The sequence below is a fragment of the Paraburkholderia sp. A1RI_3L genome (assembly GCF_048957895.1).
GTDB lineage: Bacteria > Pseudomonadota > Gammaproteobacteria > Burkholderiales > Burkholderiaceae > Paraburkholderia > Paraburkholderia kururiensis.
Genome location: NZ_JARCHA010000019.1, coordinates 37534 through 62026, shown reverse-complemented (window position 1 = coordinate 62026; position 24493 = coordinate 37534). Strand labels below are relative to the sequence as shown.

19 protein-coding genes and 2 pseudogenes are annotated in these 24493 nt (G+C 59.0%); 12 read left to right on the top strand and 9 right to left on the bottom strand.

All coding sequences use genetic code 11. The features are described 5' to 3' along the window. Positions 1-65: 65 nt before the first annotated feature. Positions 66-200 (bottom strand): annotated as a pseudogene (locus tag PXJ20_RS30245) (IS5/IS1182 family transposase); the annotation flags it as partial. A gap of 381 nt (positions 201-581) precedes the next feature. Continuing rightward, the gene (locus tag PXJ20_RS30240) at positions 582-1361 is read right to left on the bottom strand and encodes a 4'-phosphopantetheinyl transferase family protein (protein WP_421031544.1); all 780 of its coding nucleotides are present in this window, start codon (positions 1359-1361) and stop codon (positions 582-584) included. A gap of 134 nt (positions 1362-1495) precedes the next feature. Here PXJ20_RS30240 and PXJ20_RS30235 point away from each other — a divergent pair. After that, a pseudogene (locus PXJ20_RS30235) lies at positions 1496-2231 on the top strand (IS6 family transposase). Positions 2232-2568: 337 nt separating this feature from the next. On the opposite strand, the gene PXJ20_RS30230 reads toward PXJ20_RS30235, so the two are convergent. The 3 genes from PXJ20_RS30230 to PXJ20_RS30220 all read right to left on the bottom strand — a co-directional run bounded on the left by PXJ20_RS30230 (position 2569) and on the right by PXJ20_RS30220 (position 4721). Next, positions 2569-3015, bottom strand: a complete 447-nt coding sequence (locus PXJ20_RS30230) for a TIGR02594 family protein (protein ID WP_421031543.1) — start codon at positions 3013-3015, stop codon at positions 2569-2571. Positions 3016-3027: 12 nt separating this feature from the next. Beyond that, positions 3028-3693 carry a M15 family metallopeptidase gene (locus tag PXJ20_RS30225; RefSeq protein ID WP_421031542.1) on the bottom strand — a complete coding sequence of 222 codons (666 nt, stop codon included), beginning with the start codon at positions 3691-3693 and terminating at the stop codon, positions 3028-3030. Positions 3694-4307: 614 nt separating this feature from the next. Then, the gene (locus PXJ20_RS30220) at positions 4308-4721 is read right to left on the bottom strand and encodes an immunity protein Imm33 domain-containing protein (RefSeq protein WP_421057466.1); all 414 of its coding nucleotides are present in this window, start codon (positions 4719-4721) and stop codon (positions 4308-4310) included. A gap of 374 nt (positions 4722-5095) precedes the next feature. Here PXJ20_RS30220 and PXJ20_RS30215 point away from each other — a divergent pair, with 374 nt between their 5' ends. After that, complete coding sequence (locus tag PXJ20_RS30215; protein WP_421057465.1) at positions 5096-5971, top strand: hypothetical protein; 876 nt, start codon at positions 5096-5098, stop codon at positions 5969-5971. A 429-nt stretch (positions 5972-6400) separates the two neighbouring features. Here the strand turns inward: PXJ20_RS30215 and PXJ20_RS30210 are convergent, their stop codons facing one another. Next, positions 6401-6868 carry a hypothetical protein gene (locus PXJ20_RS30210; protein WP_421031539.1) on the bottom strand — a complete coding sequence of 156 codons (468 nt, stop codon included), beginning with the start codon at positions 6866-6868 and terminating at the stop codon, positions 6401-6403. Further along, the gene (locus PXJ20_RS30205; RefSeq protein ID WP_421031538.1) at positions 6868-7314 is read right to left on the bottom strand and encodes a hypothetical protein; all 447 of its coding nucleotides are present in this window, start codon (positions 7312-7314) and stop codon (positions 6868-6870) included. Before PXJ20_RS30205 ends, PXJ20_RS30210 begins: the two co-directional genes overlap by 1 nt. A gap of 75 nt (positions 7315-7389) precedes the next feature. On the opposite strand from PXJ20_RS30205, the gene PXJ20_RS30200 reads away from it, so the two are divergent. Next, positions 7390-7647: a helix-turn-helix domain-containing protein gene (locus PXJ20_RS30200; protein ID WP_421031537.1), complete on the top strand. Its 258-nt coding sequence runs from the start codon at positions 7390-7392 to the stop codon at positions 7645-7647. Positions 7648-7695: 48 nt separating this feature from the next. Here the strand turns inward: PXJ20_RS30200 and PXJ20_RS30195 are convergent, their stop codons facing one another. Together PXJ20_RS30195 and PXJ20_RS30190 are read right to left on the bottom strand one after the other, a co-directional pair. Beyond that, a complete protein-coding gene (locus tag PXJ20_RS30195; protein ID WP_421031536.1) occupies positions 7696-9234 on the bottom strand; it encodes a tyrosine-type recombinase/integrase in 1539 nt (512 codons plus the stop codon). A gap of 30 nt (positions 9235-9264) precedes the next feature. Further along, positions 9265-10137 (bottom strand): DNA-binding protein, encoded by an 873-nt coding sequence (locus PXJ20_RS30190; RefSeq protein WP_421031535.1) that lies wholly within the window; start codon positions 10135-10137, stop codon positions 9265-9267. A 1665-nt stretch (positions 10138-11802) separates the two neighbouring features. On the opposite strand from PXJ20_RS30190, the gene PXJ20_RS30185 reads away from it, so the two are divergent. From PXJ20_RS30185 to PXJ20_RS30145, 9 genes are all read left to right on the top strand, one after another. After that, the gene (locus PXJ20_RS30185) at positions 11803-12615 is read left to right on the top strand and encodes a TnsA endonuclease C-terminal domain-containing protein (protein WP_421031534.1); all 813 of its coding nucleotides are present in this window, start codon (positions 11803-11805) and stop codon (positions 12613-12615) included. A 19-nt stretch (positions 12616-12634) separates the two neighbouring features. Then, positions 12635-15094, top strand: a complete 2460-nt coding sequence (locus tag PXJ20_RS30180) for an integrase catalytic domain-containing protein (RefSeq protein WP_421031533.1) — start codon at positions 12635-12637, stop codon at positions 15092-15094. Then, positions 15078-16652 (top strand): ATP-binding protein, encoded by a 1575-nt coding sequence (locus PXJ20_RS30175; RefSeq protein ID WP_421031532.1) that lies wholly within the window; start codon positions 15078-15080, stop codon positions 16650-16652. Before PXJ20_RS30180 ends, PXJ20_RS30175 begins: the two co-directional genes overlap by 17 nt. Positions 16653-16750: 98 nt before the next feature. Then, complete coding sequence (locus PXJ20_RS30170) at positions 16751-18133, top strand: TnsD family Tn7-like transposition protein (RefSeq protein WP_421031531.1); 1383 nt, start codon at positions 16751-16753, stop codon at positions 18131-18133. An 82-nt stretch (positions 18134-18215) separates the two neighbouring features. Then, entirely contained in the window at positions 18216-19544 is a 1329-nt protein-coding gene (locus tag PXJ20_RS30165; RefSeq protein WP_421031530.1) for a TniQ family protein, read from the top strand. Positions 19545-20067: 523 nt separating this feature from the next. Beyond that, positions 20068-20664, top strand: a complete 597-nt coding sequence (locus PXJ20_RS30160; RefSeq protein ID WP_421031529.1) for a hypothetical protein — start codon at positions 20068-20070, stop codon at positions 20662-20664. Further along, positions 20661-21791: a helix-turn-helix domain-containing protein gene (locus PXJ20_RS30155; RefSeq protein WP_421031528.1), complete on the top strand. Its 1131-nt coding sequence runs from the start codon at positions 20661-20663 to the stop codon at positions 21789-21791. Before PXJ20_RS30160 ends, PXJ20_RS30155 begins: the two co-directional genes overlap by 4 nt. 151 nt (positions 21792-21942) lie before the next feature. After that, a complete protein-coding gene (locus tag PXJ20_RS30150) occupies positions 21943-22836 on the top strand; it encodes a hypothetical protein (protein WP_421031527.1) in 894 nt (297 codons plus the stop codon). Further along, positions 22826-24490, top strand: a complete 1665-nt coding sequence (locus tag PXJ20_RS30145; RefSeq protein WP_421031526.1) for a DEAD/DEAH box helicase — start codon at positions 22826-22828, stop codon at positions 24488-24490. Before PXJ20_RS30150 ends, PXJ20_RS30145 begins: the two co-directional genes overlap by 11 nt. Positions 24491-24493: the final 3 nt, after the last annotated feature.

Genomic DNA, 24493 nt, shown 5'->3' with positions numbered 1-24493 from the left:
CGGATGTTTCAATATAACTAAAAAATAAATACAAATTCACTCCATCCAAGCTTGTTAGGTCCTGTTCACATTCTCACCAGCGGTCCAAAGGCGCAGGCAAGCGAAGCGAAGGCGAGATAGTTCCCTGCGAGCTTGTCGTAGCGAGTGGCGACACGACGAAAATGTTTGATACGACCGAAAAATCGTTCGACGATGTTCCGGGTCATCTTGTCCTGCTCGCGCAAAAGACAAGATGTAAACACATTTCATCGATATTTCGTCGAATGTAAACAGCCCCTAGCAACCCTGTGAATAACGGCTAGCGGCGTTTGCGAACACCAACATTTGGTCTGCGCGCTACTGCGCGCCGCCAGGTGGTTGCCATGAGAACCGTTCGGAATAGTCCGGGGCACGGCGTAAACCTGCAAGCCGAGCCGCGTCGAACCGTACGGCTATCTCGTCGCGCTGTTCAAGGCGTTGCCGCTCGCAAACAGCGGGGACGATTGAGAGGCTCTGATGCCGTGGCGTCTCATCACGTCCACGGACTGACGCACGGCGGCTCGCCTCGCGTACTCCAGGTGGTTTCCCGCTTACCCTTTGCTTCAAGCCGACTTCCGCAACACATCGAAAACCGTATTTTCTTCGCACACGAACGGCAGGACACGCCGGACCGTGATGTGACTCGCGACACCCGGCCGGTTTCCGACGCAAAGCGCCGCGATGTTGTGCGGGGACGGGCGCCATTGCCAGAACGTCCAATTGCGCGGCGCGTCATCGAAGCTCGCATCGAAATGCGCGTGCAACGGCCCGTCGCCGCTCAAATCGAAACCGAACAGGTCGAGCGGAAGCGAGAGCCCTTTGCCCCGTGCTTTGATGTAGCTTTCCTTCAGCGTCCAAAAGTCGAGGAAACGCAGCGGCTGCAAGTCCGGCGGCATCGCTCGCAGTTGCAGCACTTCGCTTGCAGAGAAGAAACTCTCCGCGACGTCGAGCGACGGGTTACGGCGCGTGTTTTCTACATCGATGCCGATGTCGCGGCCGCGCGTCACGCCGAGTACCACGATGTCATCCGAATGCGAGATGTTGAAGGTCATGCCTACCACCCCGGGGTGGGTATTGGCGACAACCGGGCGGCCGAAGGACGTCGCCTCGAAATGCCAATCGGCTGGCTTTATCGGTACATAGCGCGACAGGACATAGCGGGCGAGCAAGCGAGTGACAATGTAGCGGCGCCGGTCCTTCTCAAAGTGGAATTTCCCGCGCTTCATGCGTTCGTCTTCGGTCAAGTTCTGATCGAACTGAGCCCTGAGGACCGCATCGGGCATGTCCGCAATGATAGTTACCCAGACATCGATATTACCCGGGTGCAGGGGCAGTTGATCCATGAGGTACCGATCGTTCGTGTTATTCATAGCATGCCGAGGCGCGTGAGCCGAGCCGGCTCAGGTATCGGTACTGTCAGGTTGTTTGTCGAAGTCGGCGAATATAATGGGGCATGAAGAAGGCTTCCATCTCCATTCTGCCATCGGCCGAGGCGCCGGTTTCGTTCAAGGGCTATCGGTTTGCGCCGGAGATCACCAGCTACGCGGTCTGGCTGTACTACCGTTTTCCGTTGAGCCCGCGCATGGTCGAGGAGATGCTGGCTGTACAGGGCATCGAGCTCACGTACGAAACGGTGCGGTGCTGGGCGACGGAGTTCGGCCAGGCGATTGCCAAGCGGATCCATTCGGCGGCGCCGGGTCGCGGTGACAGGTGGCGCCTCGATGAGATGGTCGTGACGATCAACGGCAGGAAGCACTGGCTGTGGCGGGCTGTCGATCAGCACGGCGCGGTAGTCGATGGCGACAAGGCGGCGGCCAAACGGCTCATGCGCAAGCTGCTCAAGCGCCACGGCCGTCCACGCGTGATCGTGACGGACAGGCTGCGCAGCTATACGGCGGCAAACAACGAACTGGGGCTGAAGGTCGAGCATCGGCAGCACAAGGGGCTGAACAACCGGGCAGGGAATTCACCCGACCCGGGTGCATGAGAAAGTGATGCGGCGTTTCAAATCGGCGCGCCAGCTTCAACGATTCGCCTCGCTCCATGGACAGGTTTCCAATCTGTTCGTGGGCTGCCGCTACCACCACAAACGCGAGGCACGCGCCAGGCTTTCGCGGCTTGGGAAAGGGATTCGTGCGTCTGCATGGCGGCGTAAGCCGACTGATTTCCCATTCAATCCAATCGCCCGCTCGTCCGGCCACCGAACAACTTGACAGTACCAATCTGAGGTGTGGTTGCATTCGCTTATCGGGTTGTTGGCCCAGAATGTCAAAACATCAATCCACAGGATACGTTGAACGAAAATTGTCGCCAATTCTCGCCGCCTTGCCGACTGACCGTTTGTGGCCGATAGTGTTGAAAAACTCGGTGATGGGCGATCTCGCGAGGTTTTGAGGGGTCGTCTTACCCTTAGCCGATGCACGCGAGCGGTTTGTAGACCGATCTGAGAGGCCGAAATTTTTGCGAGCGGTCCGAAAATGGCGCTCCACGAGTTTTTCAACACTATCGGCCGATAACGGCAAGGCCACCTCGTTGAAGAAGACCGTCGCTCTACGGCCAGCGGTAGCCGAGTACGCGATCAAGAGGATATGCTAGTTCCCTGACCTCTCCCAGTTGGTTGCCTCCGAACAGGTAGACGTTGTGGGCGTCGAGTTGAAGAAAAAATCCAACGTGTCCCTTCCAATCGACTGCGTCATCGGCAGTGAGAACTGCAACGCATCCAAAACGGGGCTCTGTAAGCGATTGCCCCCATGTCAGCCACGACCTGGCCAGAGCAGAGCCAGTTCCGCGAATGCCCGATTGTTTCATGCACCAGTTCATGAACGACGAGCACCATGCGATTTTGTCGTCGTAACCGGCAAGTTGTGTGCAGTCGTTGTATTCGGAGATTCGGGGATTAGTCTTTCCCGCAGGGTAGCGCTTGACGCCTCGTTCATTGAGCGCGACGCTCATCCACAAAGGCATGTCAGGGTTCGCTGCCAGTGCAGCATGGCTCATGCGTACGGCTCCTCAGAGATCGTCTTCCTCAACCGGTCCGTAAAGCGCATGTTGTGCTCCACAAATCACCGCCCAATACCGATCCCCGTACGACCAATGCCACCACTCCGACGGATAATTGATGAAGCCGGCACTTTGCATCGCCTCCTTCAACACCTGCCGGTTATCTCGTGCGTGGCGGCTGATGAACTGACATTCGGTGTAGCACGCACCGGAAGATTCCTCATCGGTTGCATTCAAAACGCTTCCCATGTCCAGTTCGACGCCTTCAACGGTCGCGAGTGTTAGATCCACGGCCGCGCCGGTAGGATGTGCAGCGACCTCCGGCGGAGCGGCGTAGCGACTTGCTAGCTCGAACAAACGATTTTCCGACGCCGACGGATATTCGTCCCGCAGCTTCACGAGGCGACGATCAAAGTATGCGCGTTGAAGGGAAAGCGGTCGGTATCCCTCTTTGACGAGCAAACGCAATCCTCGATTCGAGAGCGTCTCAGACGCGGCAGCCAGGCGAGCAGCAACGCCCTTCCTAACCTTCAGGAAATGCCTGCTCTGGTTAGATACAACCTTGCGGGTGCGATCCACTAGGACAAGATCGCCGAAGTCACCGAGATCGACGAAATCTTCAGCCGTATCTACGAGTCTGGCGGCTCTAACGCGCGGATCGGAAAGTGAAATCACGAGAAGAACGCAAATTAGCGAAAAGGTGACCGTCAAGAACCGAAAGTGTCAACGATCCTTCCGCTACTGTCGAGTGGCCGGTTTTGGCCGGCTCGCGCCCGACGACAAGGCGCGACGAAATCGTCGCGGGTGCGGCCTCTCACGCACAAGGCATAAAGCAATCCGAAGCGGTCACCGAAGGTACGCGAAAGCGGGCACTCAGGTAGTTGAACACGCGTGCACAAGCGACACGTATGTACCGGAGTTCAAGGTTTAGCAGGGTACAGTTCACCGTCATCGCCCTGAACCTTCGCTCGTATCGCCCGAGCGATATCTTCAAGTTTGTGAACAGCTTCGTCCGTTGGGTCCTTTGTATAGAGCTCGCCGAGCTCCGCGTTGTACCAAAGCGGAAAAGTCGTGCCTCTGACCGTTACGAGAAAATCCGTTGGTCCGTTCGCAGGATCGCTCGCCACTTGCGGGTCGGACTGGACGAACGCCTTCCACTGATCGAGTGTGATCCTGGCGCCCGACGTATCCGCCCAGAAAGCCTTCCGGGTGATGTGAACGTCGTAGCCGGCCTAGGCAAGGCTGCTGGCCAGGAACGCAAGCAGTGCAACGATAACGCGCATTTTCCTCTACCTATCTGTGACGGCCTTTAGCAGTTCACCATCGAACCAGACATCCTCATAGTCCGGCGCAAGCAATACACGCCATCCCGGCGGTAGTGCCAAGTAAGGGACAATGTTCGGACAGCGCTCGAGCAAGTGGACGACATGAAGCGGCTGATAAAAGTCAGCGTCCGTTGAGTGCTCGCCGCCGTAAATATACCAACCGCACGTACCGTTTTCCGGGGATAGCCGAGCCGCATGAAGCGGCACATTTTCAAGGGATCCAAGCGCGATCCCCACCTTCTGGCTCACCTCGGGCGGCATGTATTCTGCACCGAATCGCTGGCAAACGTTTCTTTGGTCACTGGACATGGTCGCGCGGAATATGCTTGGCTCGACGTGATTGTCGCCGATCCTTCGGGGTTTGTTGGACGGTCTCATGTTGGCCGCCACCGGAAGTTCGCCACCGGCCGCAGGCTGGCGTTCCCTCGTTGCCTCGTTCAAGTCGCAGCCTTTAGCCGACGCCAGTCATGCTCTTCGGCTCTGGGCGGTTATCTGGCGCGTAGTGCCACAATTATTGTCGCAACGACGACAGATTTATTGCGAACTACGCGACGAGAGGCGCAGCGCGGAGGTTCAATGAAGTTGGGGCCGTGGCGAGATGGGTGAGACAGAATATTTTCAATTCTCCCTACAAATAGGGGCCTGTTGGCCGATATCTATAAAGGTACGGCTACCCGGCAGTGTCCGCCTGCATCAGGGCGGTTATTTCAACGCAAATCGGAAATATGGTCCAAGCAAAACTTTCGTCCCTCGTGAAATTCGTTGCGGGAACAATCTTCGGCGGAGTCGTCGCTACATTGGGCGCAATGTACACAGCGGCCGACACCGACAAGACGCAAAATCAGACACGCCAGATAGACGTCCAGCAAATCCCGCAGTTCTCCTGGGGATCGCAGTCGCCGGTGCCTAACGTCCAGTTCACCTATCTCAACACCCAGACGAATACGAAGATTGAGCAGATTGTCGGTACGGACGTTGAGCTCTACAACTACACAGATCGTGACGCGCCGGAGACGCAGATTGCGATCACGGTTCACAACGCGGATGGCTCGCTTCCTGTATTTGTCGGTGCGCGCGCGAGAGATGGCGGGATCGAGGACTTTCCTGTCGAGCAAAATATCAAACCTGTCGTACATGATCATACCCTCGCGTTCTCCTTCAAAGTGCCGACGGTACTTCGAACAGATACCGGCATGGGCAATCACTCCTTCCAGCTTTACTTTGCCGGAAAAGTAGCCCCTGTCCTTACCGTTTCGGCTGGTGCGCCCGGATTCGGATGGCGCGCCTGGGATGGGTCCCACTACCAGGAAATCCAGCTAGCGAAGCTCTCGCCATGGCAACGTTTCGGCCCGCAGTTCAGCGGCGCCGCACTGATTGTCGGGGCGCTGATCACGTTGACTTTCTTGCTCGTCCAGATACCAGCGGCGCGCAGCCGCGAAAAGAACCGGATGATCGGAATGACGGATGTGGTTGATGCAACTCTGGAAAGCGCGAACCTCAAAGACATTACTGACGTCGAGCGGCGCAAGCTGGCCGCAGACGTCGCGTTCAATTGTTGGACGTCGATCTACGAATCGATGAAAGGCTTGGACAAGACGGTTGCCGCAAAGCCGGAGCGCGTTGTCTAAATCTATTTAGTAAAGCGATCAGTACCTTGCGAACTGATCATGACGCCACGTTCCCTGCCAAGTGAGGGGTCACCGCTACTGTTGTCCCGCTCACACGTCTTCTAGTCGACTAAACAACTGTTTGTGCTCAGCGTAGGTGGCGGCAAATCGTGACATATGGTCATCTGCCTCATACTGCATCGTTCCGGCGGCAGGCTTGTGTACTGAACGCACCAGTGCCTGTCGCCCCTAAACGAGCTTTATCCGTACGCGTTCCCACGCGCGGTGGCTGGCGTGCCTCGCTCGTGGAAGATGCAATGAAAACCGTCGCGGCACCCTAGTCGCGCTCTTTATTGAAGAATATTGATAGTTTGAGAATATACGAGCGGGAACACATGGCAGTAGTCGCCGGGTATCAAAATACCACGCTAAACCAGATTGACGTCGCCCTTACCAGTGGGCATTGCGGTCCCTATCAAATTCCCGTTTGGCCACGTCGATAACCCGCTGAGCATCAAACTTGAATACATGAGCCGGGTTTTCTGCGTCAAGCCCCGGATGCGGCGAGTACATCCAGAACGCACGTCGCCAACCACTGCGGTCATCATCGCCGCCGGGCAATGCCTTCAGTAACTGCGCCACCTCCGGCAGCACTTTGCCATGCGCGTCAAACTGGAAATCGGGGTGCCGGAACGTGCGATGTGGGACATCCCATATGCCTAGCAGTGCGCCACTCGCACGGAGGCGCGCTGCATATCGAGCCGAATTCTTGTCAGGCGAGATGCCAGCCATCTCCGCTACGCGCTTGCCATCGGGCCAACCCATCGCCAGTAGTTCATTGCGAAATTTGATCGCTGCCTGGTGCGGATCGGACGCCGCAGGTAATGACGGCGTTGGATCACTGAAATCGCCTTGCATCACAACGCACGCGTGTTAAATACCAGTTCATCTTCCCACACCGACGTCTCATCCGCGTCGGGCGACCAGGAAAAGCACGCGTGCTGGCAGCCTTGCGCATCGACATAGACGTACCACTTCACCGGGCTGTCAGGTTGCCGGTGGCTTCTTAGCGCCTTGACTTCCGTTAGCGTAGGTTGCCCGTCTGGACGGCCATTAGCAAGCCCCAGATGAAACACGCGGCAGCGGCTGGAATCGACGTCCGTCACGATTTCGATGAGTTCTTCGGGCGATGATACCAGCGTGCTTCGAATGGCCTGATCCGGATGGTCGGTTCCCCAGAGAAGGTCGACGAAAAAAATCGGTGATTCTGCGGAAAGGCCAACGCACCGCCACGAGCGGTGGGGGGCGGAGAGTCTCTGTTTCGCCGGATTGGATTCGGCCCACTGGGCATGGGTCAACAGCATCTTAAGCTCACGTAAATTCAGTTTGTAGATTATATCCCGTGGACCAAGAGTCTCGACATAGTCACGCTTCGCTATATGAAGCAACGCGACTATGAGACGCTACGACAGCATCTCGCGACCAACATCAAGGCGTTCCGGCGTGAGCACGCGCTTTCCCAGGAGGGCTTGAGCTTTCAAGCTGACCTGGACCGCACCTACGTCAGCCAGATCGAGCGCTCGCTTGGCAACCCTTCACTGCTGGTCCTTTCCGCACTGGCCCATGCACTGGGCAAAGATGTCGGCGAGTTGCTCTCTCCTCCACCATCGCGACATCGCGGAAAATCCACGGTTTAACAAAACCACGTCCCTGGTTTTCACCGTGAAAGGCGGCCGGCCGTAACCTCATTCTCGTGAACGTGTGAACGGCGCGTCTGGGTGCGACGCCTCGTCTGGGGACGACCGCGTGAAGCTGCCCTGCATGATTTGACGCAGTTCGGAGAGGTCGGTCCGGGAATAGCCTGCGGTGGTCACCACGGACCCGTGGCCGAGCAGTGCGGCCGCCATCGGCAGCGGGACCCTTTTATCGATCACCAGTGTTTTGCCCACAAGATGCCTGAGCCAGTGAGGTGAGGCGCTTTCGAGTACCAGACGCGCAGCCGCGTCGGTCGCGGGCATCGCGGAGGCCGTCTCCCGGAATGCGGCCTTGACCTCCCGGTAGAGCCCCGATGCACCCAGACCGGCGCCGCGCTTTCCCCGGATCAGGGCCGCGACCTCGCCCGGCGACGGCGTTGGCGTGAGTCCGCATGCGACACGATACTGTTTCAGGAATATCGTGCAGATGTCGGGTAGTGGAATGGCGCGCTGCTTCCGCCCTTTACCCATGACCGTCAGCGTCCAGCCGCCAGGGTCCGCGCTCAGACGCGGATAGCCATCCCGACTCGCCAGTTCATCCAGCCGGACGCCGGTAAAGCGGTAGGTCGCCAGGATCGCAGCGCGACGCGCGATGTCGGGCCGGCGACCGGTGCCGCCTATCCGTTCACTTAACCAGCGGTCGATGGCGTCGACCGCAGCCGCCGGGAGGATACGTTCGGGGCGGAATCCTGCCCGGGCGGCAGCGGTATCGCCCAGCCTGGCGCACGGGTTCGACGTCAGATAGCCCGTGGACGACAGAAAACCATAAAGACTCCGCAGCACCGCCATCGCGCGTTGCTGGCCCGCTTCGCTGCGTTCGGTTCCCTCGTGTTCCGTTGGTGCTTCGCCCCGCTTGCGGCGTGCGTCCCGGTAATCGAGCAGGGTATGGCGCGCCAGCGCAGACAGCGGGCCGGCCACGCCATGCGCTTCGCACCAGCGGATCAGCGCACGTATTTCCGACGTGTAGGCACGGAGGGTGTGGGGCGAGCCACCGGCACGCTCCTGCAGGAATCGCTGGACCGCTGCGCCGTCGCCGGAAACGGCGAGCGTGTTGGTCGCCGGATCGCTGTTGTAAAACCGGCCGGTGCCCGAGAGCCAGGGTTCGTCGCCAACCGGTCGTCGCGGCGGATGCAGGTCGGGGCGGATGGTGGCCGCTCCAGCCTGCTTCGGGCCGGGCTCCCTGCGAGCTGGGGGATGCGCCGGACGAAAGCGGACCCTGAGTGTGCGCAGCAGCCGCCCGACGACAGCTTCGGCAGTGGGTGCATGCTCCGCGCCCAGCGTGCGGCTCTGACCCAGGTCCCAGAACCGGACCGCCATGCCGCCGGCCAGCAGCAGCGCGAAGACTTCTGGCTGGGCGACTTTGGCCGCCGGCATGGAGCCGTACTGCTGGAGAAGCCTTGCGGGCGTCCATGTCTCGTAGACGGGCAGTTTCAATACGGAGGACAGATACGCGATGGCGCCTTCAATGTCGCAAGGCAGCAGTTGCGGCGGGTCCACCGAAACGTCGAGGTAGTCCGAGGGGCGTAGCATGGCGCGTCATCCATCTGGCAGGCTGCCGGGTTAGCCGGCAGGAGGGTCCTGCGTGCCGACGGACGGGCTGCCGCCAGGGTTGAGCGTGGCGACCCCTGCGCCAGCGCGTGCCAGCTTCTCGTATTTCGCGGTGACCTGGGCCAGTTGTCGGCGTAACGATTCCAGTTCCGGCTGCACGGCAGCCTGTCTGTCGGCCAGCGACTGGCGAAGCTGGTCGGTCGCAATGAACAGCTGGCGGGAAAGACCCGCATATTCCCGTCTGACAGTGGCCAGTTCCTCGTCGTACTTTTGCCGGGCGGCCTCGCTGGCACGGAGCGATTCGGCGAGCCTGGCTTCGGCAAGGCGTGCCCTTTCTGACTCCTCGGAGATGCGTCCGCGCGTCTCAGCCAGTTCCGCCTCCCGTTGGCCGATCCGCACGTCGAGCTCGCGCGCCTGTTTTTGCCAGTCCTGGAGCTCGGCGCGCAGCATGGCCGTCAGGGCGTTGGCGTTATCGCGTTCGGTCGCTGCGCGGGCCACTGCTTCGGTTGCGCTCGCCTGTGCGTCGGCAAATTGGCCACGCGCGGCTTCCAGCGCCATCAACCACAGCCCGCGCATCGAGTCGGCAACCGGCGCGGGGAGGCCGCTCACCGTGTAGCGTGCCGTGGACTCGCTGATCACTTCGGCCTCGACCGCGCGGACCTGCCGCCCAATCCAGGCTGGATCCCCGCCCCCGAGTTCCTCGCGAATACGCCGGGTGGTCACGATCCGGCGGAAGAGTGCTGGCGTGACGGGCGCAGCCACCCCGGCCCCGTCCAGCATCTGCCGGACGACGGCGCGGACTGTCTCGAGGGTATTCAGTGGTGTGCGTCCCATTTTTTCATTATGGCGGGAAATCGCCGGGTTGACGGGATTTCCCGATTTCATGGCGCACTTTGCGGTATTCAAGGGAAAAACGTCAGGGAAAGAAAATCGTGCAATGGATAAGTTTTGTTATCGTGCGAATCGAGGCCTCGCAGTGCGCCTCCGCGCACGCGGCTTGCCGTCACACCTGCCTCCGGGTGGAGTGGCCTGCCGGCCACTGGTCGCTGTGCGGCCCGATAGATAAAGAAGTCATATAAGGAAATTTAAACCCCCACCGCCCGGAATGGTCTGAGCATTAGAGTAGTTGACTGATGACTCGCGCGATTCTGCCAGTATCGAAATGAGGATGATTAGGAATGCAGGGTATCGTCGTGGCACAACGTGCTGTGAGGGGATAAGCGTGCTGGGTGGTGACCGGCTCTCCTTGTTTGGTGCCGAGATTTGCCATAGAAAATTATAAGTCCCTGTTAGTCACCGTCTGATAGTTACCGTCCGATCGCGGTCGGCACAGGGAGGCGATTCCCTGACGGCCAGCTTTGACCCGGAAGCGGCATGAACTAAAGTTAGCTCAAAAAGCGGTCAGGTACTCCGCCCCAGGCACAACGTGCCTCGAGATATCCACGGCTGACAATATGGAGTACTTACGAGAATTCAGACGGGGATGCGGTGCGGGATGAGGATTACACCGCCTCCTTGGGGACCAGAGCCGGCGTGTGTCTGGCAGTTCCTTTTGACGGACGCCGATGCATCGCTGGTGTTTGCCAGCGCGCCCGCATCCGGCGTCGCATCTTTCACCAGACAGGAGGGCTCATGAAGCCAAACGGAGGTATTGCCAAAGCGAGCAAGCATCACGGACGGCACAAGAATGCCAGGCCCCGCAAGCATGACAAGCTTGACAAGCATGAAGGGAGGAACAAGCACGTGAACGACGCCTCGCTCGCGTTCGAGCAGATCCGGCGCAGTCTGGGTAGTTCGCAGACTAACGACGCCTTGCTGCCCTCACTGAGGTGGCCGGAGCAGAGGTTCCACGGTGTGGCGGCACCGCTGTCGGGTGTCGGGAAGCGGCGAACCAAACTGCTGGACGGTGGCCGGGATGTGTCCCGCGCTCCGCCCTCGTCGTCGCGAACCGGTCTGGTCGACAACCCGCTCATGCAGCCCATTCCGTGGCCACATCCTGACGACAGCGCGCGTCCCTTTGGGAGCCGCCGCTCGGTCTCGGCGGAGCAGGGGCTCTGGACGCGTCCTGACCATGAAACCTGGCAGATCAATGTCAGATGGACAACCGGACTATCTGCCGTTGTGAATACATGTCGCGTTACCGTACGGGATTGGCACACCCAGCGGTTTCTAACGTCCGCAGATCTGGATCCGGATAGGCAGCATAGTGCGGTAGCATGCCTTGAGCGCCTTTCCAGGCGGAAGGGAATGCCTCATGCACTGGTCATGGACTTTCAGCCGGACATGCTTGCCGTGGTCGAGCGGTGGGCCTTCGCCCACGGTGTGATGCTCGTCATTTGCCAGTGGCGCAGACCGTGGGGTGAGGGCAGCGTCCAGCTGTCTTAGCCGGAGAACAGGCCGCGTTCCATGACATTGGCGTGCCGCCGTTCCCGGCGGCGGTGTGGGGTCGAGCAATGCCCTGTGCTTTGTGAAACCTCGGCGCGGCTTGCCCCCATTGCACGGCATAACGACAGGCCCGATGCATCGTCATTGATTTGGAGTACGAACATCGTGATTGGTCTTTCGCGTTCCACGCGCCGTCGTCTGCTGACGCGACAGAATGAGGGGATGGTGCATGGCGATCGTTACCTGTCCCCCCTCAGGGGACTGGAGCTGCCACGCTCCGGGCTGATCCACCGTTTCGCATGCGCAAAGTTTGGCAACAGGACTGTTGAGCTGCGGTCCGACACCGAGCTCGCCGTGTTCATGGAGCAGTATTTCCGTCCTCATGTCATCGATATCCGTGAACACGTCCCGTCGGTCACGTCGCATACGAGGGCGATTGCTCTCCGTCATGGTTTGCATCATCCAGGTGGGACGAGCAACCCGGAAGTGCTGCTGACCGACCTGGTCGTGACCCTGCAGGAAGAGGGTGCAGTATGGGAAGAAGCCATTCTGACGCGTCATTCAGATGGCGCATCGACGCCAGCCCTCGAGAACGAGTGCAGGCTGCTTGAGCTTTACTGGAGGGAGTGCGGCACCGAATTTTCCGTATGTCGCCGTGATGGGGTCAACGCCCCCCTCGCAGCCAATCTTTGCTGGCTCTTTCCTTCGGCCGAGCAGATCACGCGATCGGGGCTGACCGATGTGCAGCAACAGGCTCAGCGGGTGCTGCTCGACGAACTGGTTCACCACGATCACGTGACCCTTCGCGAGGCGTGCCGCTCGGCCAGCCGACGGGGATCGCTGCCCGCGGGCGCAGCGATCTGTGCGCTCCGGCAACTGCTCGCCATGCAGGCACTGGTGGTGGACCTGTCCGCGCCCGACCTCTTTTGTCTGCCACCCGCTGCCTTCACGGTAACCGCGGCGCGCACGCTGGACTGATTCTTTCGCGGAGCGCGATGTGCCGGTGCGGATTCAATGCAGGATTCCATTTGCCGTACGCAGTCTCTGGCGCGCGGCGGACTCCGGGCTCGTTTACCGGGTGGTGTACTCCGACACCGAGCGCACCGAGCTTTGCCCCATCACGGGAAGGCACCTCCGATTTTCCGGATACAGGACAGCGGATCTGCGGGTCTTCACCCAAGATTGTTATCGCGGCGCAGAGCGGATGCTTCCGGTTCTGGAGGACCCGTTCGCTGACGAGAAGAGGACGCGCAGCGCGCTCGTCGGGCACGACAGCAAATCGTCGGAAGTCTGGAAGCGAATCCGTCCCCTCGTCCAGCCCGGAAGCACGTTCGATCCATCGGCGATCCGACCACTGCTTGACCGCGCGACGCGCGGCCGGCTTATCCGTGAGGCGGCGGAACGCGAGAGCGTCCAGGTAAAAACCATCCGTAGAGACCTGCTCAGATTCTTCCAGCGTGGCATGACGGAGCGGGCAGTGCGCAGCGATCTTCCCAACTGCGGACGACCACGAAACGGTGGCGCCTATCGTAGCGAGCCGGGCGGGAAGCACATCAGGCGTAACTACACATGCCGGCCAGGCCGCCGGTCAAAATCGCAGCGTCTGCACCCGGAGCGACAATACATGCTCCCTGGCAAGCAACTGACCTGTCTGCTGTGGCAGGCCGTGGATCTGCTGCTGACCGAAAGCGAAGCCCGGTGGCTTGAAGCGCTCGGCGCCCGAATGGGAACCGGGAAGAGTGAAGACGAGAAGGCCGACGCGATTGCGCGACGGGTGGCACATGAGCTGGCACAGACGAAACGTCACGGGCAGACAAGACGCTCAAGGCGCAGGAGGAGATCGCGCCCAACCTACGAGAATGTCTGCGATGCACTCAACGGGCTGACTCGTACAGAACACGAAGTGAGAGATGAGCAGGGCCACCTGAAAGAACTAGAACTGGGGGAGGTCGGCATCATTACGCCCAGACAGGTCGCGTACTTCTGTCAGTCAGAGCCGGATGCTCGCGCACTGATGGTCGCCCGCCGGCATGGATATCCAGGACCATTGCTGCTGCACGGGCGCGCTGACAGGCGGACGAAGGGGCCGGGCGACAGGTTTCTGCTCGACGCGACGGTAGCTGATATCTACCTGCTCTCACGCCTGGACCGGACCGTGGTGGTGGGGCGACCGACGATCTATTTCCTCATTGACTGGTTCAGCCAGATGATCGTCGCAGTACGCGTGAGCTTTGAGCGTCCAAGCTACGCCGCCGCCGCGTCGGTGATCGAAGCGGCGGTTATGTCGAAACACGATTTGTGTGCGCGTTACGGCTTTCTCATCACATTCGAGGACTGGCCATGCCATTTCCTGTCCGCGTCAATTGGTGCAGACCGCGGAAGTGAGTTCATGGCTGCGGAACCCCGGCAGCGCCTTGCGAGGCTGGGCATATCGATAAGTAATTGCCGTCCGTATACTCCGACGTGGCGCGCGGTTGCCGAGCGGCGCTGGGGAAGTGTGCCGCTGATCTGGCAACGTCAGCTCGTCGGAGTGGTCGAGTGCGACTGGCATGAGCATGGACGACCGCGGCGCTATCCGTGGGACGCGATCTACACATTGAGCGAGTTCATGACGCACGTCCTGCGCGCCATTCATGTCTATCACAGGACTCCGCTCTCCGGTGACTTTGCCCACCCTGAACTGGTGTTCGCGCGAGAGGCGAACACGCCGCTGAACCGTTGGCGATGGGGAATCGAGAACCTTTCCGGGGCGCTCCATGAGCATTCCGTCAGGGACATTCAGCTGGCAACCTGGCACGGAGATACAGGGCTGCTTACCGAACGTGGCGTCAAGGTCCATGGCCGCTTCTATGCGTCGAAGGAAACGGAAGACGCCTATCTGGGCCGTCTTGGCGGCAAGGACAGGCATGTGCCTGTCCAGAGCGACCCCGATGAGGTCGGCGGGATATGGGTCGAACTGAATGGCTTCCCCATCTTCTGCCCGGCGGTGGATACCGGGGTCTCGCTGCACGGCGTCTCATGGGCAGAGCACCAACAGTATGCGGATCAGCTGCACGAGAACAACCGCGAGGAACGCTTCATGCAGCAGGCAGGGCGGATCAGGCAGATGAACGACGCCCGCGTCGACACGGAAATCGCAAAAAAACGGACGCGCGCCGCGCTCAAGGACGCGGGCAAGCCGCATCCGACCTCAACGGGCATGAGCGACGCGCGGAATCAGGAAAACGCGCTGAACCGGATGGTGGACGCGCGTACGCCATCGCAAAGTGGTCCTTCGAGGGCTCATAACTCCACCCCCACTGACAGTCCCGCTTCCGCCCAGCCGCAGCAGGAACGAAGCGGCTCACTCAGGGCAAAGCGGGAAACCGCGGCCCTCAAACTTTTGGGCGCGCGGCGTGGAGTCCTGCAGGACACCGACGCAAATGACGAAGGAGTTTCCAATGAAACGTCACAATGACCACCGCTCGCCGGAAGCGGGACGTACCGTTGCCGCGCGTGGCCGGAGACATGCATCTCAGGAGATTTTCAACGACCCCATTTTTGCGCTCACTCGGCGGTATGTAGATGCAGAGTATCACGACGGCGCCCTCGAATTACCCGAGTACGCCGAAAACCCCCTTATCCTTGCGCTGCCGCCTTTCACGAACCTTGATGCAACGCTTGATGGCCTTGAGCGGCACTTCGCTCTTTCCTGCCCCGAGACATGCGGTACCTGGTCTAAAGAGCGTCGCCTCATGTCTATCAGCCGCATCGATCGTTTGCTGATCACCCTTCCTGTGCACATCACCCTGCTCGAATGGCTGCACACCGCTTTGCGAAATCACTATGAGCGGTACAACCCGAGAATTGACTATCACAAAAGCATGGAAGATGCCTACAGAAAGGTTCAAGCTGGAGAACCAGGAGTCATTGCCGATCTGGTGGAGGGGCACGCCGCTTGCCGTGCGCTGATCGGGATGTCGGGGACTGGCAAGTCCACTGCGATGAAGCTGGTGCTGAGCCTATTCCCACCTGTCATCCGTCACAAGGATGTGCGGAACCCGGAGTGCTGGTTCAGGCAACTGGTCTGGATCTACGTCACGTGCCCAGCGAATGGCAGTGTCAAGACATTTCTCAAAGATATACTGGGATGGGTTGATGATCATCTCGACACTCACTATCTGAAGGAGATGAAAGCGAACGCGAACACTGGCGACTACACCGCGAAAGTTGTTTACGTCTTGATGAAGCACTTCACCGGCGTGCTCGTCATTGACGAATTCCAGAATCTCCTGAGAGCGGCAGCCAACACCGAGTTGCTGGATACGGTGGTGAATCTGCTGAATAGCCGATGCTGCTGCATGATGGTCATGGGCACACCGGAAATCGAGATGATCATCGAAACCCGGTTGCGTCTGGCCAGACGCGTGTCAAATGACGGCTACGAGATACTGGAACCGTTCAGCAACGGAGAGATCTATGAGAGGTTCGTCGACAGAGTCCTGGTGCTGAATTTCCTGAAAAAGCCAGTCCGAGATCTCAGGCGCGTAAGAGCCGTCATTCTCGGCCTCAGTGCCGGATTGCCGGCCCTGATCAAACTGCTACCCAGGCTCGCGCAGTACATGGCGATTGAGACGGGTGACGAACAGATCACGCCAAAGCTGCTGGCGCAGGTACAGGACGAGTTGCTTGCACCGCTATCCGGGATCGTCAAGGCTTTGCGCAAGCAGGACTCCACTGAGCTGGGCCGTTATGTCGACGTGCTAAGCGGTGAGGCTGCCCAAGCGCATCGGCGTGCGGTGAGCCGGTCGAGCAGCACCGGTGAGAAGGACTTCCATGACCGGGTCCACCAGCAGACCTTTGCATCTGCGGTTTCTGCTCTTCTCGCGCTCGCCTTCACCCAGAGCGACGCCGATCTGTGGGTCAACCAGGTTCTTCACGATATGCCGGCGCTGACGTCGTATGGGGTGGTACTTGAGGTGCTCCAGAGGGTCGAGAAGTCCCGCTCTTCGTCCGCACCTCCGAAGGCGGCCTGACCCCTTTGGTCTACGCGTCGTGCTCGTATTTAGGTTAGTGCTGGCGGATTGAGAATCGGAAAACTGGAGTAAGCGTGCAGGAAATCCTGCGATGAACCATGGCTACCGATCTTTTTCCTCCCGAGTCCGATGAGCCACTGTTCGGGATGGTGTCGCGCTATGCGGCCGAACTTGGCGTGCGTAACTGGCCGTGCTTTCTTGCGCATCTGTTCGGATATCGGGCGCATTTTTCGCCGGCTCTTGCCTACAACCTTTCTCGTGTAGCCGAGAATACAGCCCTGACATGGGGCATTTCGCCCGAACACATCGCAGAGCGGCACACACTATTCCCCTTTTACGCCGCGTTTGTCACGCATGCCCAGTCGAAGACGATGCTTGACAAGCTCATCCTACGGCAGTCGCGTGTATTGGCCACGTTCATGCCCAAGCTGATCCACCAGCCGCGAGTCGTCCGGATCTGCGATGCCTGTGTTGACGAGGACAGGAGCGACGGTATCCCATTACATTTCAGGCGCGCCCATCAATTGCCGGGTGTCATTGTGTGCCCGAGACATGGCGCGTGGCTCCGCAGTCTGGAATATGCTTCCAGTTCACAGACGCCTTGGCCTTCCGTTCAGGAAGCACTGGCGCATGGTCAGATCACTTCGCCCACAGCGACGCGAGGGCAAATAGGCAATCTCAGCCAGGTTGCGCTGGCTGCACAGTATTTGCTGGAGTCCAGGGTCATGGTCGACGGTGAGCAGTTGCGCCAGTCATGTTGGAAAGTACTCCACAATGCCGGGTTTGCCCATGGACGGGATGCGCTTTCAATCGGGAAGATTCTCGAGGCATTCATTGCGTTTTACGGTAATCGCTATCTGGAGATGGTCGATCTCTGCCCAGCCACCAGGCAGAACTGGGTGGTCGCGCGACTCGCCGGGCGACAGCGTGCTTGCTGTGCGTTGCCCAATGTCCTGCTGGCAGTTTTCTGCGGGAGCCTGGCGAGCCAGATGTCTGCTGACGGCTGGCCATTCTGTCCGAACGCTCTCGCGGCCCATGGCTCATGCCATAAGGTCGAGGCTCGTGAAGCGCACAACGGCAGGTACTATGCACATTGCCGGTGCGGCCACTCGTTTGCGTATCGCGCGGTGGACGGCGGAGATCCCGTCGGTGCGGAGGTCACGGTCTATGGACAAGGTTATGCTGAACGCGCGAACGCCCTGTTCCGCGCGGGGCGATCTGTTGCCCATATCGCGCGCGACCTTCAGCTGTCGGAAACCACAGCCCGAAGGATGGTCAGGCGCCAGGTGAGCGATGCGTTGCCGTACCGGACAGATTCGGCCGCGCAGCTTCGCGCGCGATGGTGTCGGGTCGTGAAGAAATACGGCGCCGTCAGGCTGGCGGCGGTCGCCGAGCCTGGGCTATGGAAGGCAGTGCGACGTTATTCTCCCGAGGTACTGAAGGAGCATCGGCTCACGCGAGCTGCGAGCGTAAAGCGCTGATACGCAGAGCGGCGCAGATCAATGGCCGGAAAATACCCGGGCACGCATCTGTCGAATACGTCATCTGCTTGACGGAGAGGGCATGGCAGTTGATCTTGATCCTCCGTACGAAGACGAGGCGCTGTACAGCGTTATTGCCCGCTACTTCCGGAGCGTGCGGGTCAGCCATTATTCCGCGGCCTTACGATCGATTTTTGGCTCTGCCAGCCATTTATCTCCGGGGGGCCCGCACAACCTCGATTACCTTGCAGCGCAATGCAGGCACGTGTGGCCGTGGAGCGCCGCCGAGATAGCTGACCGTCTGACTGTCTATCCTTACTTCGCGGCGTTGCTGACCAATGAAATCGCCGAAAGGCTTCTCAAACAGATGCGCGAGGGCACAGGAGACAATCGGGTCGGACAGGCGCTCATGGTCGGGGTACGGTTGCGCTATTGTCCGGAATGTCTGGCGGATGACTGTCAGGCGGGACGCCCTGGTTACTGGAGACGCCAGCATTTGCTGCCCGGTGTTCTGATGTGCAGCAAGCATAAACAGTGGCTTGTCGAGGTAAGTCCAGATCGGTCGCGGCATCATTACTTGGTTATTCCTAATTCAAACGGCAGCTTGGCCCAACCGGTCGAGTTGAGCCTGACATCTGGTCAAGCCGATGCATGTATGCGCGTCTCGCAAATGTCACAATACCTGCTTCACAACGCGGTCTCGGTTCTCCCTGAGCGTCTGGCGAGTCACTTCAGGGAAAGCGCGCGCGCAGCGGGATTCGCACATGGACCGGATCGAATTCGTACAGCTGACCTGACCCATGCTTTGGTAAAACATTTCGGGAAATCCTTCCTGATACACATCGATGCATTCCCTAAATGCTCTTCGAACTGGGTTGCATCCGCCCTTCGCGGCACACTGCCGATGGGGCATGCGCACAAAACCGTTCTACTTGCGGAGTTCCTGTCAAGTCTGCAGAGGAGCACTTGCCACGAGGCATGGCCGGTCTGCCCGCATGCACGCCCCGGATCTGAGCACTCGGTCAATCTGAGAACGCGCGTTGAGGAAGGTTACATTGCCAAATGCAGTTGCGGCCTTTCATTCAAGTATTCCGGCGTTCTTGAAGGTATTCCCCAGCACGTGAAGCCGACACGGTTCGCTTTTCTAACGGATGACGTTGCGCGACTACGTAGTGATGGATGGACGTATAAGGCTATAGCCACACGCTTTCACATCGCTCAGGGGACGGCAAGAAAGCTTTGCACAGGGCCGGCTAGCGACGACGGACCGTCGCCGTCACCCGAGACCAGAGCAAACCGGATTGCGCAATGGGGTTATGCCGTTCGGGAATTTGGCTCGGTGAGGGCTGCGGGACGTGTCAGGGAGGCGCTGTACCTATGGATGCGCCGGTATGCGCGAGAGTTTCTATGAGGTTCGGCCAGTGCTGTAGGCGCGTCTGGTCGCTTGACGTGATGTCCCATTTGACAACGGCAATCCCAACACACGATGGTCACCATGCAGAGTCGCTCAATAACGCAAGCTCATCTCCACGCCCATACAAGAGGCACGCGGCAGTGGCAAGGTCGCCGCCAATGGTATTTGCGGTCAATTGGTCGTTCCGAGCTGGCAAACAGTGTATTTGATTATTTGCAATTTATTGACGGAATTCAAAAATTCGGACTGTAGGTTTGATCGCCTGACGCCGCATTGTCTTCGCACAAAACCCATACCTTATCTGACGTGGTACTCGTAGCGATCGCACATGCTGTCGCTAGCAAACCGTACTATGAAAGTGCCACTACCGTCGGGCGTGTTGCTGGTGGCGAACTGGCCGACGGCGCGAAGTCCGATAGCGGATGTTTGCGCTCCAAATTTTTGTTGACGTTTTCGAAAATTTGCACAAAAATCCGGTTGACGTTATTTCCGATTTGCACATTCACGAAACGGCGCCTACATGTCCCTTCCTCTTCCCGAAGTGTTTCATCCGGCGCTGAGCGCCGATCGTTTGTCCGTCATTGCATCCATTCTCATCGCGGAGCACTTCTCGACTGCCACGGCGCTGCAAAGCGATTTCGACGACGGTTACACGCGGGGCTGCACGCGCTTCGGTCGCCAGCGCAACCGGCTCAAATCGGTGGCGTTGTCGGGCGAACACGACTGGCTGGAGCTGCGTCACGGCGGGAACGACCTGGTCTTCACGATCGGCGGCATTCCTTGCCGTTTCGCTGCAGATGATCCGGCCAATCCCACCAAGCCGGCGGTTCTCGACGCCACGCCGTTCCAGCAAGATTTTTTCGGGGCGGTCGAGAGTGGCGTTCCCTGCAAGTTCTGCTTTGTGCTCGATGGCGGCTACGCGGAGGCGGACGACCCGCGCGTCGTGTTCCTGGGCGAAGACTCTGCTCGTGTCGTCAAATGCAAGTGGGTGTCCGACACCGCCCGCGCATTGCATGCCGTCGCCGCCGACACTCCGCCGCCGAGGGAGATGGGCAAGCCGCGCGTCGCGCCCAAACGCCCCGACGCGGGCGACGAAGGCGCAGCTGTCACGTCATGATGTTCATTGGGTCCAACCTGCGCACGGCGCGTCTATTCCACGGCTTGTCCCTGCAAGAGCTGGGCGAGCGGATTGACCGCTCGAAGCAGTTTCTTAGCCGCATCGAGGCGGGCGTTGATGCGCCGACGCCTGCGCTCGTTGAAGCCGTCTGCTCCGAGCTGAAAGTCCTCCCCGAGTTTTTCACGGAGCCGGACCCGATGCCCATCGCCGACGAGCAATGCCATTTTCGCAAGCAGCTCACGACGAAAGTCGCGCTGCGGCAAGTGGCCCGAGCGAAGGGAGAACTTTTGAAGCGGATGGTCAATGCGCTTGAAGAGTATCTTGATTTGCCGCAATACAACTTTGACGAGGGTGACGGTTCGTCGGCTGAGACGATTGAGCGCGCGGCTGAACAGGCTCGCGCTCATTGGGAGCTCGGGCTGGGTCCGATCCAGAATATGACCCGCGTGGCGGAAAATGCGGGAGCGGTCGTGGTTCCGCTAAACGGATTGGCGTCCGAGATTGATGCGATCTCGTTCGCCACCCGCAGGCCGGTTATTGGCGTGAATCCTGAGGGCCGTTCGGCTTGTCGAACGCGTTTTGGCATAGCGCATGAAGTGGGACACTTCTTCTTGCATAGCGGTGTGCAGACGGGCGACAAAATGACGGAATCCCAGGCAAACCGTTTTGCGAGTGCTTTTCTCATGCCCAGTCGGTATTTTGCGCCCGAGTGCCGCGCTGCGCTGCGAGGAAGCCGCTTGAGTTGGGCAGCCTTGTCCGAGATCAAAAAGAGGTGGGGAGTCTCGAAGGCCGCCACGCTTTACCGGGGGAGGCAATTGGGAGTCTTCTCCGACGAGCAATACAAGAGCGGAGTGATCGGCTTGACCCGTCACGGCGAAGCGAGAGTTGAGGTGGAGGACGCGCAGATCGAGCCCGAGCAGCCCGAGCTGGTTGTGGATAGCGTTCAGGTTTTGCAAGAGTCATTCGGCATCTCACAGGCAGACATCGCGCATCAAATGCGCGTCCAACCCTCGCTTCTCAGAGAACTGCTTTCGAACCAAGCGGAAGACGTTGAAATTTCGGCCGGGAACGTTGTGCGGTTTCCTCGCAGCAATAACCAACGTCCGGGGCGGGTCACGGATCATTGAGCGGTCGCTCGGTCGGAGGCGAGACGCGGAACGTTTTGACGGAAGCGAGAAAGCAAGGGCCCGTCGCATTGATATACCTGTGAGCCGCAGTTCGATGCGGCTAGAAATGGCGTTAAGCCGTCGAAAATAAATTCAAGATCGGATTGATAACATGAAACGCATCAGTGCGGCGGGGGAGATCGAGATAGATATTGCGTCAGTGGGAAAGGGGAAGTTACCGCTTACCATTACACCTTGCATAATAGATAAAACGAGCGTCGGTGAGAGATGGATAGCAAACGACGAAGGAACTCTTGCAGCCATGGTGGGTATCGTGGCGATGGGGCAGGCGTCGCACGCTGCGGAAATTCTTGCCGAGCTAGTGCAACCCACACCGGCGTTCACACAGGCAGATCTGGTGGCCGAAGCGAAAATAACGCTCACCGTCCAAGAAAAAAAGCAGGAGCCCAGAATCGGGTATCCCAGATGGCAGCGAGATGGTTTCATATTTGAAGTCATTTCATGGATTGCTGCGCGCCAGTCTCATGGGGAACACGCGTTCCTCAAGGATCCTCACGTTAGTTCGACCTCGCAAGGGGTCGATGGCTTGATGTTGGAACTCTCTATTGACAGGTCCAAAATCGAGCGGTCGACAGTCTTTGAGGACAAGTGCAGTGACAATCCAAACCACATATTCGACTACAAGGTCATTCCCGCATTCAAGGACAGACACGAAAACAGAAGGAACGCCGAAATCATATCTACCGCGTCGGTTCTGCTGCGTACCGCTGGAATCGGCAATAGCAATGCGGCGCGCATGTCTGCTGCTGTTACAGAGCGGTCTATCAGGCGCTATCGTGCCGCACTTGCTGTCACTGACACACACGATACCGATAAAGAGAGAAGAGAACTATTTGCGAAATACGTTGAACTCGAAGGGCTGACAAAGGACCAGCGACTCGGCGCGTGTTTCGTGGTTCCCCCCAAGCTTCGGGACTGGTTTGACAAGCTTGCCCTTATGGCAGTCAACTACCTCGACGGACTTACTGAGGACGATGATGTTTGATGCGGTGACCGCAGAGCTTTTGCGTAGTGCCCCGGAAGTACCCGGACTTGATTCCGACGATCTGCCCGCGTTGCTAACAAAACACTACACCGAACTAGCCGCCGCGAGACTGCGCGGTGCCGGGGAGTCCGACACCGACGATATAACTGGTCAATGGAGTCTTGATCGAATCGCAGATACCTACGAGCTGATTGCTTCTCTGGATGAGCGTCGAGAGGCCCGTTTGCCATCAGCTTTCGTGGCGGCGACGGCCCAACAGATCGTTGCCCGTAAAGAGCTCGCTGTCTCCCCGCAGGACGAGGGGCGTGCGAATATTGATCGCGATCATGTTGATCCCGCTGTCGCGGCGACAGTCCTCTTTCTTATAGCTGAGCAATATGCAGACGCCAACGAAGCTGCCATGGCGGTCCGTATTGAAAGCGATGCGCAGCTATACGAAGCGACGATTTTAACGGAGAACATTGTTGATCTTTCTAAGGGTCAGCTTGCGTCGATCATGGGGAGAGCAGAACGATGGCGCAAGGCAAACGCTCAGCAACTGACTATCGAAGAACGGGCTTTGGCCGCCCTTCTTGAGACCCTCGTAGCCGGGATAGAACTGCTCGCGGCTCAGCTTCTCCAGATGGAGGCGCCTGGCGTAGCGGGCCGCTTTGGCGGTTCGCAGGATGCGTTCAGACGGGTTCTTGTTCTTGCGACTGCCGGACACGGCAGGGGGACTCTCGCGAATCGAAAAGCGGTGCCGGCTTATTCCGGTCCTCACCATCTCGCGTCGCTGCTGCTCGCGGCATCCGATAGCTTGCTTAAGTCCAGTCTCCTTCTTGTTCCACCTCCAACTGGCGCTGATCCGGTGATATGGATGAACTGGCTCCGTTTCCGGGCGGAAAAATTCCCGTATCTCTGGCCCAACCATCGGACAGCAATTGAAAAGGGCTTCCACGAAACTGGGGTGTCGTCTGTAGTCGTACTGCCGACCGGAGCAGGAAAGACCACTGTATCTTCACTGAAGATTGCAGGCGTTTTGGCTCAAAAGAAGAAAGTCGTCTTTCTCGCGCCAACACACGCGCTGGTTGATCAACTGACAGAAGACCTGCAGGAAATGTTCCCGAGCGAACTCTTCGGCTCGAACGTGTCCAGTGATTTCGATCTCTTGTTCATGGAGGAAGCGATATTTCAGGACATCGAGGTGATGACACCTGAACGGTGCCTCACCATGTTGTCCTTTGCCCCTGAGGCTTTTGAAGAGGTCGGACTTCTCGTGTTCGACGAGTGCCACCTTCTTAATGCGCAAGGGAAATTGCGGCGGGCGCTCGATGGGATGTTGTGTATCCTCGGCTTCTGCCATATTGTGCCCAGCGCTGACCTCCTGTTGTTGTCCGCCATGCTGAACAACGGTGAAGAACTCGCCCGCTGGCTCAGGCAACTCACGGGAAGAACGAGCGTTGCGGTCGATCTGGTGTGGAAGCCAAGCCGTCAGGCCAGAGGCGTTATCATCTACAACGAAAGTGAACTGGCCGAGTCAATTGCCAACGCGGAACAGGTGCAGAGGCGGGAGAATCGCGAAAAAAAAGTCGTGCAAAGAGCATTCGGGTTACAGCGGCCAGCGAACTGGTCGCCGTTCCTTCGGCGATATGGGGCCTACAGCATAACTGGCTGACGG